Origin of the sequence: Paenarthrobacter sp. NPDC090520, assembly GCF_044769205.1 — a bacterium.
Taxonomy (GTDB): Bacteria; Actinomycetota; Actinomycetes; order Actinomycetales; family Micrococcaceae; genus Arthrobacter.
The window spans coordinates 89,859-103,259 of sequence record NZ_JBIVXM010000005.1 but is presented as its reverse complement, the minus strand read 5'-3'; the positions used below and the strand labels follow the sequence as shown (position 1 = coordinate 103,259).

15 protein-coding genes are annotated in these 13,401 nt (G+C 66.4%); 1 reads left to right on the top strand and 14 read right to left on the bottom strand.

What is annotated here, in order from left to right:
* Positions 1 to 45: 45 nt before the first annotated feature.
* From ACIQTZ_RS08285 to ACIQTZ_RS08235, 11 genes are read right to left on the bottom strand one after another with little or no spacing between them, the layout of a single operon-like run.
* Positions 46 to 540 (bottom strand): flagellar hook capping FlgD N-terminal domain-containing protein, encoded by a 495-nt coding sequence (locus ACIQTZ_RS08285; protein ID WP_402979388.1) that lies wholly within the window; start codon positions 538 to 540, stop codon positions 46 to 48.
* 18 nt (positions 541 to 558) lie between these two features.
* Positions 559 to 3,018 carry a flagellar hook-length control protein FliK gene (locus ACIQTZ_RS08280; protein ID WP_402979385.1) on the bottom strand — a complete coding sequence of 820 codons (2,460 nt, stop codon included), beginning with the start codon at positions 3,016 to 3,018 and terminating at the stop codon, positions 559 to 561.
* A gap of 44 nt (positions 3,019 to 3,062) precedes the next feature.
* Positions 3,063 to 3,686: a C40 family peptidase gene (locus ACIQTZ_RS08275; protein WP_402979382.1), complete on the bottom strand. Its 624-nt coding sequence runs from the start codon at positions 3,684 to 3,686 to the stop codon at positions 3,063 to 3,065.
* Positions 3,683 to 4,117 (bottom strand): flagellar export protein FliJ, encoded by a 435-nt coding sequence (locus ACIQTZ_RS08270; protein ID WP_402979379.1) that lies wholly within the window; start codon positions 4,115 to 4,117, stop codon positions 3,683 to 3,685. Before ACIQTZ_RS08270 ends, ACIQTZ_RS08275 begins: the two co-directional genes overlap by 4 nt.
* Positions 4,114 to 5,427 (bottom strand): FliI/YscN family ATPase, encoded by a 1,314-nt coding sequence (locus ACIQTZ_RS08265; RefSeq protein ID WP_402979376.1) that lies wholly within the window; start codon positions 5,425 to 5,427, stop codon positions 4,114 to 4,116. The genes ACIQTZ_RS08270 and ACIQTZ_RS08265 overlap by 4 nt, the downstream gene beginning before the upstream one ends.
* On the bottom strand, positions 5,424 to 6,023 hold the full coding sequence (locus tag ACIQTZ_RS08260; RefSeq protein ID WP_402979373.1) for a hypothetical protein: 600 nt from the start codon (positions 6,021 to 6,023) through the stop codon (positions 5,424 to 5,426). Before ACIQTZ_RS08260 ends, ACIQTZ_RS08265 begins: the two co-directional genes overlap by 4 nt.
* Entirely contained in the window at positions 6,013 to 7,035 is a 1,023-nt protein-coding gene (fliG, locus tag ACIQTZ_RS08255; protein WP_402949054.1) for a flagellar motor switch protein FliG, read from the bottom strand. Before fliG ends, ACIQTZ_RS08260 begins: the two co-directional genes overlap by 11 nt.
* Positions 7,032 to 8,666 carry a flagellar basal-body MS-ring/collar protein FliF gene (gene fliF / locus ACIQTZ_RS08250; RefSeq protein WP_402979370.1) on the bottom strand — a complete coding sequence of 545 codons (1,635 nt, stop codon included), beginning with the start codon at positions 8,664 to 8,666 and terminating at the stop codon, positions 7,032 to 7,034. The genes fliG and fliF overlap by 4 nt, the downstream gene beginning before the upstream one ends.
* A complete protein-coding gene (gene fliE, locus ACIQTZ_RS08245; protein ID WP_397323205.1) occupies positions 8,666 to 8,965 on the bottom strand; it encodes a flagellar hook-basal body complex protein FliE in 300 nt (99 codons plus the stop codon). The genes fliF and fliE overlap by 1 nt, the downstream gene beginning before the upstream one ends.
* Positions 8,965 to 9,357, bottom strand: a complete 393-nt coding sequence (locus ACIQTZ_RS08240) for a flagellar basal body rod protein FlgC (RefSeq protein WP_397323207.1) — start codon at positions 9,355 to 9,357, stop codon at positions 8,965 to 8,967. The genes fliE and ACIQTZ_RS08240 overlap by 1 nt, the downstream gene beginning before the upstream one ends.
* Entirely contained in the window at positions 9,357 to 9,698 is a 342-nt protein-coding gene (locus ACIQTZ_RS08235; RefSeq protein WP_400333928.1) for a flagellar basal body rod protein FlgB, read from the bottom strand. Before ACIQTZ_RS08235 ends, ACIQTZ_RS08240 begins: the two co-directional genes overlap by 1 nt.
* A 218-nt stretch (positions 9,699 to 9,916) precedes the next feature.
* Here ACIQTZ_RS08235 and ACIQTZ_RS08230 point away from each other — a divergent pair, with 218 nt between their 5' ends.
* Positions 9,917 to 11,131: an amidohydrolase gene (locus tag ACIQTZ_RS08230; protein WP_400333922.1), complete on the top strand. Its 1,215-nt coding sequence runs from the start codon at positions 9,917 to 9,919 to the stop codon at positions 11,129 to 11,131.
* Between the two features lie 95 nt (positions 11,132 to 11,226).
* Here ACIQTZ_RS08230 and ACIQTZ_RS08225 read toward each other — a convergent pair whose 3' ends face one another.
* From ACIQTZ_RS08225 to fliD, 3 genes are read right to left on the bottom strand one after another with little or no spacing between them, the layout of a single operon-like run.
* The gene (locus tag ACIQTZ_RS08225; protein WP_402979366.1) at positions 11,227 to 11,508 is read right to left on the bottom strand and encodes a hypothetical protein; all 282 of its coding nucleotides are present in this window, start codon (positions 11,506 to 11,508) and stop codon (positions 11,227 to 11,229) included.
* The gene (gene fliS / locus ACIQTZ_RS08220; protein ID WP_402979363.1) at positions 11,498 to 11,932 is read right to left on the bottom strand and encodes a flagellar export chaperone FliS; all 435 of its coding nucleotides are present in this window, start codon (positions 11,930 to 11,932) and stop codon (positions 11,498 to 11,500) included. Before fliS ends, ACIQTZ_RS08225 begins: the two co-directional genes overlap by 11 nt.
* Before the next feature lie 2 nt (positions 11,933 to 11,934).
* The gene (gene fliD / locus ACIQTZ_RS08215) at positions 11,935 to 13,317 is read right to left on the bottom strand and encodes a flagellar filament capping protein FliD (protein ID WP_402979360.1); all 1,383 of its coding nucleotides are present in this window, start codon (positions 13,315 to 13,317) and stop codon (positions 11,935 to 11,937) included.
* Between the last annotated feature and the right edge of the window lie 84 nt (positions 13,318 to 13,401).

The window sequence follows — 13,401 nt, the reverse complement described above, 5'->3', positions numbered from 1 at the left end:
TTCTTCGGGGGTCTGTGTGTTGTGCTGTGGTCAGGCGGCGGGTGATCAGGCGGTGATGCCGGTGGCGGGCGTCCCGGCGGCGGGCGTCCCGGCGGCGGGCGTCCCGGCGGCGGGTGTCCCGGCGGCGGGTGTCCCGGCGGTGATGCCGGTGATGTTGTCCAGCGGGACCTTTTTGTCGCCGATGCTGACCAGCGGAACTCCGTCAGCGAAGGACACGGAGGTTGCAACGCCCGAGCCCTTGGTTCCATCGGCGAGCGCGTAGTCCACCGTGGTCCCGATGATCTGGGCCGCAGCCGTGCGCATCTGGAGCGAGAAGCTCTCCTTGGAACCAGCCGTGAGTTCAGTCATTTTCTCCATCATGGACAACTGGACCGACTGGCTCATCATCTGGTTGGTGTCCATCGGCGCGCTGGGATCCTGGTACCTCAGCTGCGTTACGAGCAAATGCATGAAGACCTCGGAATCCATCGCCTGGACGGGCTTGCGCACAGTCTGGCTGGTGGTGGCCTGCACCGCGCTGGGTATGGCTTGGACGGTCATGCTGTTCTCTCCTTTGCGTCAGACGAGGACGTCGAGCCGGTTGGTTTCGGGGTCGTGCGTAGGTTGCTCCGGTTCACGTCCGGTTGCGACGCTTCGGGGCACTGGTGCTTGGAAAGCCGGTTCGTGGCGCCGATGGTCTCCCCTGTCCGTTGGCGCATCCTGGGGGCTTTCCTGCGGGTGGTCCTGCGACGACAAGCTCAGGCTGGCCCCGGCATCTTCCAAGCCCCGACGCAGTTCGGGCAGCACCTGGCGGACCGCTTCCCGTCCGGCGTCCCCAGCAGCGAACAGTTCGATCCGCACGCCCGCGTGGTCGATGTGCGCCCGCACCGTCAGCGGACCCAGGTCCTCCGGCGACACCCGCAGGGTCATCACGTGCTCCCCTGGCTTGGCCGAGGCCAATGCGAACAGGGGCTGGGCGAGCTGGTGGTTCAGTGGCGGGTGGTTCAGTGCTTGTTGGTGCAGCGCGGCCGGGTTTGGGGGCTGGGCCTGCGTGGGTTGCACGGGTGCGGTTTGGCCCGGCGCGGTTTGGCCCGGCGCGGCCTGGACGAGCACAGCTTGGTCCGGTGCGGCTTGGCCCGTCGCGGTTTGGTCCGTCGGGGTTTGGTCCGGCGCCGCTTGAGTTGGGGCTGGCTGTACAGGAGCAGGTGCGCTTTGGTCCGGGGTGGTTTGGCCCGGCGCCGCTTGGGTCGGGGCGGGCATTACGGGAGCAGGTGCGCTTTGGTCCGGTGTGGTTTGGCCCAGCGCCGCTTTCCCGCTGGGGTGTACGACGGCGGCGCTTGGCTGCGCGGCTGCGTCGGCTCCTGGTGTGGCTGGCTGAGTGACGGCCGTGCCGGGGTTGGCTACGACCGCTGCGTCCATTTCGACGGCTCCCTGCGCAGTAGACGGAAGAAGTCGTCGAATGGGCAGCGGGTCGTCTAAACGGTCAGACTTCCCAGCACCGGATACCTCCATTTCGATGCCTTGCTGCGAATCATGCCGTGCGCCCGGCACGATCGGCAGCGAGCCCACGAATCGGCCAGGCGTTGCCTCCCCGGCATCTGCGCCCGAACCGGCCAAGGCACCACCACCAAACACCGCCGACGTGGAACCCACTCCAACAACCCCGGCACCACCCTGGCCACCGCTGGGGTGTACGACGGCGGCGCTTGGCTGCGCGGATGCGCCGGCTCCTGGTGTAGCTGGCTGAGTGACTGCCGTGCCGGGGTTGGCTACGACCGCTACGTCCATTTCGACGGCTCCCTGCGCACTAGACGGCAGGAGTCGTCGAATGGACAGCGAGTCGTCTAAACGGTCAGATTTCCCAGCACCGGATACCTCCATTTCGATGCCCCGCTGCCGATCATGCCGTGCGCCCGGCATGATCGGCAGCGAGCCCACGAATCGGCCAGACGTAGCCTCAACATCGGAGCCCGAACCGGCCACGGACCCGCCACCAAACACCGCCGACGTGGAACCCACTCCAACAATCCCGGCATGGGCTGAGCCCGCCGCGGAGGCCCCCGCCGACCCCGGCCCGCCAATCGCAGCACCACCTTGGCCACCGCTGGCGAGTGTCACGCCGGCACCAGGCACGCTAGTGCCGGGCGCGAGGTTCGAAGCCAAGCCCGTTTCGACGACTACCTGCGCATTAGACGGCAGGAGTCGTCGAATGGACAGCGAGTCGTCTAAACGGCCAGACTTTCCAGCACCGGATACCTCCACCTCGATGCCCCGCTGCGAATCATGCCGTGCGCCCGGCATGATCGGCAGCGAGCCCACGAATCGGCCAGACGCAGCATCAGCATCGGAGCCCGAACCGGCCAAGGCACCGCCACCAAACACCGCCGACGTGGAACCCACTCCAACAATCCCGGCATGGGCTGAGCCCGCCGCGGAGGCACTCGCCGACCCCGGCCCGCCACCAAACACCGCCGACGTGGAACCCACTCCAACAATCCCGGCATGGGCTGAGCCCGCCACGGAGGCACCCGCCGACCCCAGCCCGCCACCAGACACCGCCGACGTGGAACCCACTCCAACAATCCCGGCACCACCCTGGCCACCGCTGGGGTGCACGACGGCGGCGCTTGGCTGCGCGGATGCGTCGGCTCCTGGTGTGCCTGGCTGAGTGACGCCGGGGTTGGCTACGACCGCTGCGTCCATTTCGACGGCTCCCTGCGCACTAGACGGAAGGAGGCGTCGAATGGACAGCGGGTCATCTAAACGGCCGGTGGGCGACGCAACATCATCGGCCACTTCGATGACCCGCTGCGAATCATGCCGTGCGCCCGGCACACTCTGCAGCGAACCCACGAATCGGCCGGACGCAGCCGCGGAGGACGCAGCCTCGGTCGCTCCCGTACCCGCTACGAATGAACCCCCGGAGCCCGCACCACCCAGAGCGCCGGCGGCTCCATCCGTGCCGGGGGTCTCCAGCATCCCGCCCAGCACAGCATCGAAGGACCCGTCCGCAACACCCGAAGCGTCCGTGCTACCCAATAAGCCCGGCAGAGGTCCCCGCGGAGAGCAGCCAAGCACCTGCATCACGAACCCCCAGCCGGGACGATCCGGCGGATGGAGGTCAGGTTGGAGTACTTCTCCCAGGCATCGCGGATCTGGATGGTTTGTCCGGGCACGGGCGCGTCGATCGCCTTGCCGTTCCCCAAATAAATGGAGATGTGCTCGCCGCCGTAGCTCACCAGAAGGTCACCGGGTTTTGCCTCGGCCAGCGAAGCGACGGGTGTGCCCTTCTGCATCTGGTCGCTCACCACCCGGGGCAATTCCACGCCCAGGTCCTTGAACACCCTCTGCACAAAGCCGGAGCAGTCCATTCCCGTAGCCGGGTTGGTCCCACCCCATACGTAGGGCACACCAATGTACTTCTTGGCTGCAGCAACCACGGCGTCACCCGTGACTCCCCCGGCAGTGCTGCCGGTAGCGGCAGCAGCCGTGACCGCCGTCGTGCTTCCCGCGGTGACCGCCGTCGTGCTTCCCGCAGAGAGCAGGGCGGAAACGTCGGAGGTTCCCATCGCCGAACTGAGCGCCGAGGCAAAAGAGGCGGAAGATGCAGGTGCGGCACCCGAACCGGCAGCAGCAGAACGCTCGGACAACTGCTGCAGGGACGCCTCAATGCTCTGGATCCTGCCCAGCGCCTCAACCATGCTCATGAGCCGGCCTTCCGGTGCCACGCGGCGGAAGCAATCTCGTCCAGGTCACCTTGTTCGGCCCGGAGTTCGGCGGCGAGAAAGGCGGCGTCGTGGCGGATTTCGAGTTTCTCCAGCCCAACGGCCCGGCGCCTGGCCTCGGTGTATTCGTCCTTGGCAGCCGCGGCCTCGGAGTCGGCAACAGCAGCCAGGGCATCGAGTTCGGCAAGCATGCTCTGCGAAGCAGCACGTGCGGCGGCGATGCCCAACAAGGTGGCAGAATCCCCCAGCGAACCAACGGCACCCGACGAATCCGCCAAGGCTGCACGGGCTTCGGCCCGCCGTTCACGCACAGAGGATGACCGGGAGTTCGCCGTAGCCAATCCGGATTCGGCGGCCTTCTGCTCGGCCTGCCGCAGCCTGAGCAGCCCTGCCAGGGAGAATTGTCGGTTCATACGGATCCTTCCACGCCAAACGCAGCGGCCAACCGGGCAAGTCCGGCCCACGAATCGGCCATTGAGGAGGGCAAACCCATCCCCTGCCGCAGGAACTGGTTGATGGCTGCCTCGTTGTCCAGTGCGGCATCCACCAAGGGGTTGCTGCCGTGCCGGTATGCACCGACGTCGATCAGGTCCTGTGCCGCACGACGAGCCGCGAGAACCCTCCGCAACGCAACCGCGAGCGCGGCCTGTTCGGGCGCGGTAACCTTCGACGCCACGCGGGACACCGAGCCGAGCACATCCACCGAGGGGAAGTGCCCCGTGACCGCGAGCTTCCGGTCAAGGACCACGTGCCCGTCCAGGATGGAGCGCGCGGCGTCGGCGATCGGCTCGTTGTGGTCGTCCCCGTCCACCAGCACTGTGTAGATGCCTGTAATGGAGCCGGTTTCCGCGGTTCCGCCACGTTCCAGGAGCCTCGCCAGCACGGAAAAGGTCGACGGCGGGTACCCTCGCGTCGCGGGCGGCTCACCAGCGGAAAGCCCTATCTCTCGCTGGGCCATGGCGACGCGCGTCAGGGAGTCCATCATCAGGACCACGTCCTTCCCGGCTTCCCGGAACGACTCCGCGATCCGGGTTGCCGTGACCGCCGCCCGGAGCCGCATGAGGGCGGGTTCGTCGGAGGTAGCGACCACCACCACGGACCGGGCCAGGCCCTCTGCGCCGAGGTCGTCCTCGAGGAACTCGCGCACTTCACGCCCACGCTCCCCCACCAAGGCAATCACGGAGACCTCAGCGTCAGTACCCCTGGCCACCATGGACAGCAGCGAGGACTTGCCCACGCCCGAGCCGGCGAACAATCCAAGGCGTTGCCCGCGACCCAGGGTACAAAGGGTGTCCAGCACACGGACTCCGGTTTGGAGGGGGGTGTCGATGCGGGCCCGGCGCATGGCATTCGGCGCTTCCTGGTCCATCGGCACCTTGCCGGCACAGAGCAGGGGTCCTTTCCCGTCAATCGGCCTGCCCAGCGCATCCAGCACGCGCCCGAACAACCCGGCACCGGTAGGAACCATCACCGACTTCCCGGCAGCCCGTGCCGGAGCTCCTGCGGCAATGCCGGTGAGCCGGCCAAGGGGCATGCACCGCACTCCGCCGGCAACGGAGGCCACAACCTCGGCGTCGAGCGTGTCGGCTCCAGTACCAACCTTCACCAGCTCCCCGACCGCGCATTCCAGCCCGGCGACTTCCAGCCCCAGCCCGAGCACGGATGTCACGGTTCCCACGCGTTGCGGCGCGGCTGCGGCAACGGCGGCCGCGAGGCCCCTCACGCCAGGCCGCCCAGCAGTGCTTGGCGCGCCCGGTCCACCGCGGATCCCAGCCGCGCGTCGATCCACCCGTGCGGATAGTCGCCGACGGCGTCGCCCGGGTTGAGTGCGGGGTCGGCCTTGAGTTCAACACCTGCCGGAGGCACGACGCCGGCAGCTTCCAAAGCGGCCACGTCACCAGGGTGCAGGCGAACGGCGGTCACGGTTCCGTCGCCCTGTCCGAGCGCGCGGTCAAGGGCTGCCCGCGCCGTCCGTTCTCCGTGGGCGAGCTCGTAGCCGAGGATCGCCTCCGCGAGTTCCAACGCACCGGCAGCGAGCACGTGCTCGATCCCGGCGACGGCAACCTCCTGGCGGCGTTGCGCGGCCGAAGCTGCCGCCTCCAGGACGGCGACGGCCCGCGCAACAGCCGAGCGACCGGCGTCGAGCCTTTCTGCGTGCTCAGCCAACAACTGTTCACGCAAGCGGCGCTGTTCTGCGGCCGCGGCCTGCATCCCGGCCGCGTAGCCGGCAGCGTGGCCCTGGGTGAATCCCCGCTCTGAGGAAGGTTGCTCCGTGCGGAGTTCCGGGAACGTAACGCGGGTGTACGGCTCAGTAGACAAAGTCGTCCTCGTCCCCGCGCCGGACAACAATGGCACCCGCGGCTTCGAGTTCGCGGATGGACCGGACGATGTCCGCCCGTGCTTCCTCTACCTGCGAGGCCCTGACCGGTCCCGATGAAGCCATTTCGGACTCGAGGATCTCCAGGTTGCGGCCGGACATGTTGGCGCGGACCGTGTCCAGTACCACTGGCGGGGCGCCCTTCATGGCAACGGCAAGGACGTCGGCGCTGACGCCGCGGAGGATCTGCTGGATATCCCGCGGCTCCAGCTTCACGATGTCCACGAACGTGAGCATCCGGGCACGTACCTCGGTCGCCAAGTCCGGGTCCACGGTGCCCAGGCCGTCAAGCACGGAGCGTTCGGTATTGACGTCCGAGCGGTTGATGATGTCCACCAACGGCTGGATGCCGCCCACAATTTCGTTGGTTTTCCGTTGCGACATCACCGCGCCGGCGCGCACCTTGAGGGTCTCGGCCACGATGCCCACCGCTTCCGGGGAGGCCGAGCCCATGGTCGCGATGCACCGGGCAACCTCGATGCGCTGGGTGTCGCCCAACCCGGACATGACGGCGGAGGCTTTCCCGGGACGCAGGTGGGCCAGGATCAGTGCGATGGTTTGGGGCAGCTCCCCGTCGATCAGGGCAAGGATCTGCCCGGGGTCCATCATTTCCAGGAACTCGAAGGACTTCCCGGCCATGGTTGAGGCGAGGCGGTCCATGAAGCCGGCAGCTTTGTCCGCGCCGAAGGACGCTTCAAGAAGCCCGACGGCGAATTCCTGGCCGCCGCGGGCAGTGCGGCGGCCGCTGACGGCCAGTCCGTGGAACTCGTTGATGACGTGGTCCGCCACCACGGAGGAGACACGGCGGAGACGGACGATCTCCGCGGCGATGTCCTCAGCTTCGGATTCGGAAAACTGGGCCATGACCGCCGCCGCACTCGATGGACTCATCTGCATGAGCACCACCGCCACCTTCTGCACCCCGTTCAGGGCTGAGGCTTCCGGGAGGCTCACACCGACTGCCTTTCATCCATGAGTCCCCGCAAATACTCCGCGGTGCGGGCCGGGTTGTCTGCCACCATGGCCTCGATCTGGGCCCGCTTGAGTTCGCCGTCGAGTGCTTCGGAGCCAGGCAAAGGCAGGGCCGGGGTTGGCTCCAGCGGGGCTACGGGCTGGATGGAGGTGAGCTCGATGGCTGTGGTGGGCGGCCCGGCGATGGCCGGGGTGGGGATGGCTTCGGGCAGTGCCTCGTAGTCCAGGCGTTCGCCGAGGTCCACTGGTTCACGTCGCTGGCGGCGCTTGAGGATGATCAGCACGGTCACGATCAGGGCAATCGCGGCGAGGAGGATGCTGCCGGCCATGATGAGGGTGTTCATGAGCGCTGCGTCCTTGGCAGCCTCTGCGTCCGTCTGGGCGCTGCCGAGTGCCTGCGCTGCTTTGTCAGCCGCAGCCGTGCTGAACGGCAGGACCTCCACCGTCACCACATCGCCGCGGGCCGTGTTAATGCCCGCAGCAGCCGTCACCAACGCGCGCACGGAGTCAACGTTCACTCCCCCGGCGGCGGATTGGTTGATGGCCACTGAGATGGTCTGGCGCTTAACGGCTCCCTGCGGGATGGTCCGGTCTTCGGTGACTTTGTTGACCGCGTTGTTCTTGGTGGTGTCGCTGGAATCGTAGGAACCGTTGGCCGCCGTGCCACCGGGAACAGCGATGTTGTCCGGGCCGAGCACCCCGGACGCGCCACCGCCGGTGCCCGTGTACTTCTCGGTCTTGGTGGACTCGCTCAGTGCGGGGGTATTGGTGGCGGGGGTAAAGGTCTCGCTGCGTTGCTGGGCCGATTCCGCGGTGACGTCCGCGGCCACGGCCACGGTGGCGTTCCCCGGACCCACAACGCTGTCCAGCACGGACCGGACGGCATCCGAGGTGCGCTGCTGGTAGTCCGTTGCCTGCTTGGACGAGGACCCCGTAGCTCCCGCGCCAACGGTGGAGAGCACGTTGCCTTGCGAATCGACCACGGAAACGTTGGTGGGCTTGAGGTTCTCGATCGCCGCGGAGGTCAAATGCACAATGGCCTGGACCTTGTCCGAGGACAGCGTTGTACCAGGCTGGGTTTGCACGAACACCGATGCCGTGGCGTCCGGGGTGGTGGAGACGAACACCGACTTTTCCGGAATGGCGAGCTGGACGGCCGCGGACTTCACTCCGTCCATGGCCTGGATGGTGGTGCTGAGTTCCCCTTCCAACGCGCGCTTGTACGTCACGGATTGCTGGAATTCCGAGGACGTGACGCCCAGTTTGTCCAGCAAGGAGTAGCCCGTTGCTGCGGCGGTGGGCAGTCCGGCCGCTGCGGCCTTCAGGCGTTCGTCGTAGACCTTGTCCTCGGGGACCAGGATGGTGGATCCGCCGTTGCTCAGTTCGTAGGGAATGTTGTCCTTGCGGAGCTGCTCCACGATGCTGTTGGCGTCCGTGTCCTTCAACCCGGAAAACAGCGGCGAGTAGGCGGGCTTTCCCAGCCAGGCGGTCAACGCCACGCCACCCAGGACCAACACCGCCACACCCAGGATGGCGAGCGTCCGCTGGGCAGGGCTGAACGCCTGCATGCCGCTGCCGAGCTTGCGGAAGAACTGGGAAATCGCCGGTGGCATCAGGCCTGCATCCTCATGATCTCGTTGAACGCGTCAACGCCCTTGTTGCGCACTGCTGCGACCAACTCGAACGTCACTTGGGCGCGCGTGGCAGCAAGCGTTGCCTTGTGGATGTCATCCAGGTTGCCTGTCACTGCAGACACGGCCAGTTCCTTGGAGGCCGACTGCAAGGACTGCAAATCGTCGACGGCGCCAGTCAGGGCAGTGCCAAAGTCACCGCCGGTACTGGCTGGCTTGGCACTGCCCACATAACCGGTTCCGCTGACGCCTTGGACGCTCTCAACAGGACCCAGGGCCATCAGGACTTTCCTATCTCAAGTGCTGCCAGGTACGTTTCACGGGCGCGGTCCACCACTTGCGCGTTGGCTTGGTAACCGCGCTGGGCGACGATCAGGGTGCCCATCTGTTCGGCCAGGTCGATGTCCGGGTACTTCACGTTCCCGTTGGCGTCGGCCAGGGGGTGGTCCGGCTGGTAGACGATCCTGCCGGTCGCATCACCCAGAGGGGTGCTCTTGACGTACACGCCTTGGCCGTCGTTGCCCTCGGCGGCCTCGATGTAGCGGGCACGGAACACCTGCCCGTCCGTCCGCGAGGCGTTGTTCATGTTGGCGAGGTTGTCCGAGACGGCATCGAGCCACTTGCGGTGGACGGTGAGGGCCGAGCCTGCGATGCCGATTGCGTCGAAGGTCATCAGTTGGTCCTCAATGCCGTGCGGAGGGACGTGAATTCTCCGGCGACTGCCCGGGCGGCAAACTGGTACCGCAGCACGGTATCGATGTTGGAAAGCGTCTCGGTGTCCAGGTTGACGTTGTTTCCGTCCGTGCGGGTTGGCTCGTCGGAAGGTGAGATTGTGGCGTTGACGGTGCCGTCACCGGAGCGGACGGATGCCGCCAACTGGTCTTCAAAGGAGACGCGTTTGGCCGTGTAATTGGGCGTGTTGACGTTCGCGATGTTGTTGGCGATAGTCCGTTGGCGCAAAGAAAGCGCGTCCATGGCGCTGGCCAGGGCGACGGAGGTCACGGATTCAAGCACAAAGTCCTCACCTGGTGGTGTTCAAAGGCCAATCCGTGGCCAAGCATCGAGCGATCCCTGCTCAGCAACAGCTATCGGCACTGTTCGAAAGGGCGTTAGGCGAATCGCCAATGAATTTTGTAAACCACGTGCGGGCTTCCCTTCCATGCCCAGCCTTCCATCAGCCCCACTCGATACACTGGCCCCATTCCCGGCGTCGAACGGTAAGGGGTAAGTCCGTGGGCATTGACCTTGAAGAGCTGTACAAAGACCTGCACTCGAATCCAGAGCTTTCTTTCCAGGAAGTCCGGACCGCAGGCATCGTCGCGGGCCACCTCGAAGAGCTGGGCCTCGCAGTGCACCGCAACATCGGCAAGACCGGCGTGGTGGGCGTCCTCAACAACGGCGACGGTCCGGTGGTGATGCTCCGGGCTGACATGGACGCGCTCCCCGTCAAGGAAGCCACCGGGCTGGACTACGCCAGCACAGCCATGGGCGAAGACCATGAAGGCCGCGAGGTGCCTGTGATGCACGCGTGCGGTCACGACGTCCATGTCACCTGCCTCCTGGGCGCGGTGGAGAAACTCGTCAACCAGAAGCAGGAGTGGCAAGGCACGCTCATCGCCGTGTTCCAGCCCGCCGAGGAATGGGGCGGCGGAGCCAACGCCATGGTCAAAGATGGCCTCTACGATCGCATCCCGAAGCCGGATGTGGTGCTCGGCCAGCATGTGGCCCCGTTCCCTGCCGGCTGGTTCGGACTCCGGTCCGGCGTTGCCATGGCCTCGGCGGATTCGCTCAACGTCACCCTGCACGGCCGGGGTGGTCACGGTTCGCGTCCCGAAACCACGGTTGACCCCGTCCTCATGGCCGCGGCAGCAACTGTCCGTCTCCAAGGCGTGGTTTCCCGCGAAATCGCCCCGAGTGATTCGGCCGTGGTGACAGTCGGCCAACTCCACGCCGGAACCAAGAACAACATCATCCCCGAAACGGCGACCCTCGGTCTCAGTATCCGGTCCTTCGCCGAGCCGACGCGCCAGAAGGTGCTGGCCGCCGTCGAACGCATTGTACGGAGCGAGGCCACCGCCTCGGGCGCCACCCAGGAACCTGACTTCCACTACGAAGAGCGCTTCCCCCTGACCGTCAACGACGATTCAGCGGCGAAAAGGGTGGATGCGGCTTTCAGGACCACTTTCGGCGCCCATCAAGTGATCGATCCAGGCCCGGTTTCCGGAAGCGAGGACGTCGGGATGCTGGCGACGGCGGCCGGCGCACCGCTGGTGTTCTGGTTCCTGGGCGGGATCGAACCGCATTACGCCAAGGAGTTCGCAGAGAAGGGACGGCTCCCGGAGGATGTGCCGTCCAACCACTCCCCGTACTTCGCCCCGGTGATCCAGCCGACGCTGGGCATTGGCACGGACGCCTTGGTCACGGCAGCCCGGGAATTCCTGGCCTGACCCCCTCGTAGCACCCAACTGGGTCGCAATTAAGCGCGTTTTGACGGCTCAAAACGCGCACAAATGCGACCCAGTTGGGTGCGCGCAAGGGAAAGTTAGCCGCGCACGTCCAGCAGGAGCGGCCGCGAGGAACCCGGCCCGGACGGGACCGCGGCGAGCGCACCTAGTTGGGAGCCGGCGTCGTGCTTCAAGCGGGCCAGGAGGTCCATCGCGTCGGCCTGTGCATCCAGGACTCGCCGTGCCCGTGCCTCCAACGCGACGGGCAACGGTCCGGCATCACGCGGCGGCTCCCACGACGGCGGGAACCCACCGGAAACAGCCAGGGCGATGTCCGCCTCCAAACGGTCCAGGACAGCGGACCAAGCGTCAAGCGACACCGAGCGCCCGCCCCGAGGCAGCTCCGGACGCAGACTCCACGGGCAACTGCGCCGCCGCCTCGTGCCACCCCTGCCGCAGGGGTTCCAGGAGCTCGATGCACTCCTTGGTCCGCTCCACGTCGCGGTAGATGTTGGCACCAATGAGGGCCTGCATGGCGTACTCATAGATGCTCGCAAGCGAAGCGGCGCCGTCCCACAGATCCACGCGGAGTGTGGACTGCAGCTCGGCAACAATCGCTTGGGCATGCAGCAGGTTCTCACGGGCAGAGTCCCAATTGGCGTTTTCCTGGGCCAGGCGGGCGCGCTTCACATCCAGCAGGAGGCGGTCGTACAACATGGTGAGCAGCCGGGCAGGCGGTGCGGACAGGACGGCGTCGTCGTTGTAGCGCGAGAGCTGCTGGGCGCGAAGGGCACTGTATGTCATGGCTATTCTCCTGTGGACTGCTTCGGGAGGCTGGAAATCTGCCCGGACAACCAAGTGGACTGCGATTGGAGGCCGCCGAGCAGCACCTCCATGTTGGTGTAGACGGACTGGAGCGTGGCCCGGCGGGTTGCCAGGCGCTGGTCCCAGTCGGCGATCCTGGTGCCCAGGTCCCGGACATCGGATTCGCGGCCCTTGATGAGGCCGGAAATGGAGCCGTTGTAGGGATCTGAAGCGGCTTTGGCCGCGTCGGCTACCCGCCCTGCCAAAGCCTGCACCGCCGCCTGGGTCGCCGCTGGATCGGCCGACAAAGCCACGGCAAACTTGTCCGAATCGAACGTGAAATTCCCGTCCTTGGTGATGTTGATGCCGTACTCGGCCGGCGACTTCCCGCCGATCGGCCGGGAAAGTGCCGCCACCACCTGGTCATTGACGGCGCGAACACTGGTGTTGCCGGTCAGGATCCCGGCTTTGGGGACGGTGGCTCCGCTGGAGTCCGTTGTCTTGGAGACTGCGCTGTACATGGACACGAAGCTGAGGACGTCGTTGACGGACTTCACCAGGTCTTCGGCCTTCTTGGTGATGCCTGGAACGTCGCTGGCAACGGTCACGGTCACCGGCCCGGTGCTCACCGCGGTGGCCGTCACCGACACGCCCGGCAACACATCCGTGAACGTGTTGGTTCCCGAGGTCAGGACCTGCTCCGCCGCAGTGCCCGCGTACAGGGTCGCTTTGGCGTCCTGGGCGGAGCGTACGACGGCGGCGGTCGGGTCCGCCATAAGGTCCACCGCCGTGCCGCCCGCCACTTGGGCGGCCGTACCTTGGTAGGCGGTAAAGGCTCCGGCTGCCCCGGACGTGGACGCCGTGAGTTGCAGGCGGTATGTGCCGTTGCCGGCCGGAACCTTCACCGCGTGAGCGCCGCCGGACGCTGCGTTGATCGCCGAAACCACGTCATCCAAGGACGTGCTGTTGGGAGCAATCTCGGTCTTCTTACCCGTGGAATCAACGATCGTCAGGTGTGCCGGCGCACCACCGTCGGTGGGCCAGGAGGCCATGGCCGCGGTGACGTTTACCTGCGTCTGGGCCAGCTGCGTCACGGTCAGGTCGATCGATCCCGCGGTGGCCGCCGTCGTGGTCTTTGCCGTGACGGAAGGGGAGCTGCTGGTGGCAGTGAACAGGTTCAGCGCGCCGGTGGCGGAACCTGCAACGGAAAGGTCCTTCAGCGCGGTGAGCTTGGAGTTGAGGGACTGCAGGGTGGAAATGACAGTCTGGTTGGACGCCAGCTTGGTCTTGAGCTGGGTCTGCGGCAAGGCTTCGACGGACATCAGGGAGTTGATGATCGCCGTGGTGTTCAGGCCACTGGCGAGCCCGTCGATAGCGGTTGTCACAGGTTCTCCTTCCAGGTTTGTTCACGAGCCGCGCCGAGCGGCGGCCGGCCGGGATGGGGGCCCGGCCGGTCGCCGCAACAGGCT

Coding starts and splice junctions, on each gene's coding strand:
- ACIQTZ_RS08240 (WP_397323207.1), bottom strand. CDS start 9,357: ATGACCTTCGACGCAATCGGCATCGCAGGCTCGGCCCTCACCGTCCAC.
- fliE (WP_397323205.1), bottom strand. CDS start 8,965: ATGGCCCTGGGTCCTGTTGAGAGCGTCCAAGGCGTCAGCGGAACCGGT.
- ACIQTZ_RS08275 (WP_402979382.1), bottom strand. CDS start 3,686: ATGAGCATGGTTGAGGCGCTGGGCAGGATCCAGAGCATTGAGGCGTCC.
- fliF (WP_402979370.1), bottom strand. CDS start 8,666: ATGCCACCGGCGATTTCCCAGTTCTTCCGCAAGCTCGGCAGCGGCATG.
- ACIQTZ_RS08270 (WP_402979379.1), bottom strand. CDS start 4,117: ATGAACCGACAATTCTCCCTGGCAGGGCTGCTCAGGCTGCGGCAGGCC.
- ACIQTZ_RS08285 (WP_402979388.1), bottom strand. CDS start 540: ATGACCGTCCAAGCCATACCCAGCGCGGTGCAGGCCACCACCAGCCAG.
- fliS (WP_402979363.1), bottom strand. CDS start 11,932: ATGACATACAGTGCCCTTCGCGCCCAGCAGCTCTCGCGCTACAACGAC.